At 48.2% G+C, this 5,153-nt stretch carries 2 protein-coding genes; one reads left to right on the top strand and one right to left on the bottom strand.

Annotated features, from left to right (window positions below; all coding sequences use genetic code 11):
- Window positions 1-319 precede the first annotated feature (319 nt).
- Window positions 320-2,377: an iron uptake porin gene (locus QUB12_RS36640; protein WP_333147118.1), complete on the top strand. Its 2,058-nt coding sequence runs from the start codon at window positions 320-322 to the stop codon at window positions 2,375-2,377.
- 460 nt (window positions 2,378-2,837) lie between these two features.
- On the opposite strand, the gene QUB12_RS36635 is transcribed toward QUB12_RS36640, so the two are convergent.
- Window positions 2,838-4,601: an NFACT RNA binding domain-containing protein gene (locus QUB12_RS36635; RefSeq protein WP_333147124.1), complete on the bottom strand. Its 1,764-nt coding sequence runs from the start codon at window positions 4,599-4,601 to the stop codon at window positions 2,838-2,840.
- Between the last annotated feature and the right edge of the window lie 552 nt (window positions 4,602-5,153).

The following is a 5,153-nucleotide window of genomic DNA, read 5'->3' as shown; positions in this document are numbered from 1 at the left end:
TAATTTTAAATCACCCTAACCTTCCGTCAGTCCTATCCTATGGTACTCTCGCTGCTTAAAAACTGTCCGAAGTATTGAGGGATCACTTACGCAATATCCAGGCATCAACCGGGTTTCTACCTACACATCTAGCCCTCAAACCAAGGATTTTCGGAATAAACGGGCTTTTTGTGAAATCAGCCACAGCAAAACTGCACTCTCCGGCAGTGATTTCCCAGATTGTTGACAATAAATACTATTAGGCTCAATACTAAAGGTGATTTGCGATCGGCTAAATCTTCGGAACGGGCGATCGGCCGTAATGTGGTGTGAGGAAAAAATGTCCAAATTTTTGTGGAAGGGACTTTTAGTTAGTCCCGCTGTATTGGCAGCAAGTTTAGTCGTAGCTTCGACAGCCCTAGCAGCAGAGCAACCTCTAGAAATTGGCGCTGCAGCTCCAGCTAATCTGCAATTAGCAGGTGCTGCAACCGAGGTGGCAAAGCCTGAGACGGCCGAGCCCCTCTCAGTAGCTCGCCCATCAACTATTGAAACTATTGAGAAAGAAAGTGCGAACCTCTACGAGGGCTTCACTAACGATTTGAGTGTCCCAGTTGCCGAACAGGCAAAAGCACCGGAAAACGCAGTTGCAGCAAATTTAAGCGAAACCAAACCCGCAGTCGCGCCCGCAAATTTAAGTGCCGAACAACCCGTCGCGGAGCCAATCCCCGCAGTCGCGCCCGCAAACTTAAGCGAAACGCAACTCGCCGCCCCACTGGCTAATTTAAACGCCCAAGAGCCGATTGCCCAATCAACTGAGCCAAGTGCCCAACCTCAAGCACAATCGAATGTTATAGAACAAATAAACCAATACAGCGCCGAAGACAGTAGCAGCGAAAATGCGGCCGGCCAAGTAACATCTGTGTCGCAACTTTCCGACGTTCGACCAACCGATTGGGCTTTCCAAGCTTTGCAATCTCTAGTAGAGCGCTACGGGTGCATAGCTGGCTATCCTGACGGCACTTTTCGCGGCAACCGGGCGATGACTCGCTACGAGTTTGCCGCAGGTTTAAATGCGTGTTTGGATAAAGTTAGCGAGCTGATTCAAGGCGGTTCGAGAAATCTGGCGACGCGAGAAGATTTGGCTTCTGTGCAAAGGTTGCAAGAAGAATTTGCGGCGGAATTGGCAACTTTGCGCGGCCGCGTCGATGCTTTGGAAGCGCGCGCCTCTGAATTAGAAGCAAATCAGTTTTCAACTACGACTAAACTCAACGGCGAAGTGATATTTGGTTTGGCGGGTATCGCCAGGGGAGAGGATGCCGAGGGCCGCGACGCTGATAAATCCACGGCTTTTGGCAGCAGGGTTCGGATCAATTTCGACACGAGTTTCTCTGGTGAAGATTTGCTGAGAACTCGATTGCAAGTTTTAAATTTGGGTTCTTTTTCTACTAATAATACCAAAACCGCTGAAGGGGAATTGCGGTTTAATGCTGGGCCTTTTGGCGAGGCTAGCAATACTGTAGGTTTAGATGCGCTGCTTTACCAATTCCCTCTCGGCAAAAGCACGACTGTAATTCTCGAAGCTAATGCCGGCGCTGCTGACGATTTTACCAACACTGTCAACCCTTACTTTGATGGAGACGGCAGCTATGGTGCTCTTTCTAACTTCGGTACTCGCAACCCGATTTACTATTTGACTGGTGGTTCTGGCATCGCTCTGCGGCATCAGTTTGGGGAAAAACTTGAGCTGAGTTTGGGATATTTGGCCGGCAACGCCGCGAACCCGACACGGGGAAATGGTTTGTTCAACGGTTCTTACGGCGGTTTGGCTCAGTTGACTTTCAAACCGAGCGACAGCATGGCTTTAGGTTTAACTTACGTTAATTCCTACAACTTCGTTACTGGTACCGGCAGCAATGCTTCTAATTTCCCGGCGCGTCTCGGTTCCTTCGGGCTCGACAGCGATAGCAATCTGCCAGTTTCTAGCAATTCCTACGGCGCGCAAGCTTCGTGGCGGTTGAACCGGGGATTTGCAATTGGCGGTTGGGCGGGTTACACTAATCAGCGCATTTTATCGAACTTGGCTACTCCTACGGGTTCTGTGCAGCGGGGGGATCAAAAAATCTGGAACTGGGCCGTTACTTTGGCTTTTCCCGATTTGTTGAAAGAAGGAAATGTGGCGGGGATTGTGGTAGGTATGGAACCGCGGGTGACGAGTTCTACTAATCGGACTTTGCCGGAAGATAAGGATACTTCGCTGCACGTTGAGGGTTTTTATCAGTTTAAGTTGAGCGATAATATTTCTATCACTCCTGGCCTGATTTGGCTGACTGCTCCTGACCACAATAAGAATAATTCTGATTTGGTGATTGGGGTTGTTAGAACGACGTTTACTTTCTAGGAGCAGCCCACACCGATTTTAGATTTTAGATTTTAGATTTTAGATTGGCAGTTTTAATCTAAAGTCTAAAATCGCCAATCTAAAATTGTCCGAGCTGGGGTTTAATGTTTAAACAGAAACGACCAGCTTTAGCTAAAGCTGGTCTGCACAAATAGTTAAATCCGTTGTGTTCCCACAGTGTTTTTCTCACAGTGAGGAAACCCAAGTTGCACGTTTCTTTGCAGCGGGTTCTCAAAGAAATATCATCTCTCTTAAGGGGTATTATAACAACAAAATTTAATTTTTTGTAATAATACTTTACATTACAGGCGAATATTAATTTTGAGGGCGATCGCACTCTCGGTCACTTTGTATAATCAAACCCGGCTTCAAAAACCCGGCTCCTGCCTAGGTCTATCGCTACCAAACCTGTAATTTTGCCTAAAAACGCCGATCGCCCCTTTTACTCACTTTGTATAACCTATGCCGGAGCTTGCTGCGGCCGACCCCAGACAATTCGCTCCTGCTTGTATACAACCATACCCGGTTTAGCACCTTTCGGCTTGTATACATATTTCGGTTCTGTATAAACCACGGGGACTTGTTCGCTATGGCGGGCGCGACTATAGTAAGCAGTCATGTCGGCGGCAAATTGCAAATCGGTTTCTTCAGCCACAGTACCGGGTTTGAGACGCAGCAAAGCGTGACTTCCGGGAATCTCTAGGGTGTGGAACCACAAGTCGTAGTCGTTGGCGGTGCGAAAAGTGAGTTGGTCGTTTTGGCGATTGTTGCGCCCGATTAATAATTCAAAGCCGCTGGGGGTTTGGTAGCGGTGAAATTCGATCGCAGCATTTTTGTCGGTACTGCGGTAATCTGGTACGTCTAGATATTTTTGCTGGATCAGTTCTTCGCGGATTTCGGCGAGGGTTTGCAAATCTTGGGTGTTGCGGTAGGTTTCTAATACCGAAAGTGCGACTTCAACTTGTTCTAAATAGTCGATTTCTTCTTGTACGGCGGCTAACAAAGGTTCTACTGCAATGCGGGCTCTTTTAAGTTTTTGGTGTTTTTTGTAGAGGGCTTGAGCGTTTTGAACGGCGTTTTTTTCCGGGTTTAGGGAAATGATAACTGGTTTCTCGGTTTCAAAGTCGGGGAGAGAAATCGATTTCATTCCTGGTTCCCAATGCTGCAAATTTGCCATCAGCAAGTCGGCTTGGGATTTGTGGGTGTCTGCGTCTGCGGATTGCTGCAAGCGTTCTTTAAATGTGTTGGCTTTGAGGCGCAGTTTTGCGAGGACGTTGTTGAGTTTTTGGGTAAGCTGATGCCGCAGTTGGGCGAATACTTCTTGATTGATTTCGCCTGTGTAGTAGCTGTTAAGTATTTCTTGAACGGAAGAGATGGAAGAATCAGAGGGCGGGCACGGGGGCACCGCCCCTACATTGTGATTTTCTGGTGCGGGCCAATCGATGACGGTGTAGCCTTCGGGGGTAAAACTTGGGTGAAATTTGGAGTTTTCTAGGCATTGCAGCCAGTATAGCCAGCGCTGGAATAGTTGCTGCCATTCGTCGGGATTGAGGCTGTCGGTGGATTGTTCGGGGTCTAAAGAAGCCGATCGAATCATTGACAAAACTAAGGCTTTACTCATCCCTCGGTAATTCTTCAACAGATTGCCCTTTAATTGTCCAGGAACCAGGCTAATTCGTGATTGCCAGCGGTTTTGAGATTCGCTCAGACTAGGCACTGCATCGGTCAAAGACGGGGGCATTTCGTAGGGTTGACCGGTTTGGATGGGACGGACGGTGGACTGTTTGGCGCTGACTTGGTGGGCGCAGGTGACAACGAGGTTGTCTTGGGCGGTGAGGATGACGTTGCTGTACTTGCCCATGATTTCGGCGTACAAGTGCCAGAGGGCTGGTTCTCCGGGGCGTTTGGCGAATTGCAAGTCGATGACTCTTTCCCAGGATGAAACAGGGGCGATGGAAACTAAGGCTAAACCGCTGAGTTGGTGCCGCAGTTGTTCGCTGAAGGTGAAGGTGTCGGGAATGCGGGGCGGGGGGTCGCCGACGCAGATGCGGGCGGCCACAGGATGCCAGGAAAGGTCAATCCAGCCACGTCCTTTCATGGTGCGGAGGGCTAGGGACACGGTGAATCGATCGCGCTGGTAGACTTGTTCTAAGCGCGCTGGCAGCCATTGGGCTCGCAGTTCGCTGCAAGCTGCGATTAAAGTTGTAAAGTCTACGGGTTGCACGGTGGCCTCTTTGCGATCGAAGTATCTATTTCTATGCTGACAGATATCGGTCACATTTTACTAACTATACCCTTTCTCAGTAACATGAGGTGGACGCTTGGTAAGCGGGCATAGGGCATCGGGCATCGGGCATCGGGCATAGGGCATAGGGCATACCTCACCAAGATTGAGAACGGCTGTATATAAATTATTGTTTACTCTTGCTTCGCGTCCTTCGCTATGAAAGCGCTTCCATAATTCCGTTAAGAAATAATATCTATTACGGTTGCATTGGAATGATTAAACCGCAGAGAACGCAGAGAACGCAGAGGAAGAGAACAGAGAGATGAATACAGGACGATGAAGGGCGGATTTGATATAACAAATAACTAATAAACATCTGCTAAAAAGCAGGTTTTGAACAGGCAGGATGCCTGTTCCACAATAATTATGGGAGATGTCTAATAATATCACTTCCGGCTGCGGCGAAATGATATCATTAGTCATTAGTCATTAGTCATTAGTCATTAGTCATTAGTCATTAGTCATTAGTCATTAGTCATTAGTCATTAG

Source organism: Microcoleus sp. B7-D4 (assembly GCF_036705125.1).
Taxonomy (GTDB): domain Bacteria; phylum Cyanobacteriota; class Cyanobacteriia; order Cyanobacteriales; family Microcoleaceae; genus Microcoleus.
The sequence above is the reverse complement of the archived record's forward strand: the minus strand, read 5'-3'. Positions and strand labels throughout refer to the sequence as shown.

Bases quoted from the DNA above. Each gene is read 5' to 3' on its own strand.
- QUB12_RS36640 (WP_333147118.1), top strand. From the start codon at position 320: ATGTCCAAATTTTTGTGGAAGGGACTTTTAGTTAGTCCCGCTGTATTG.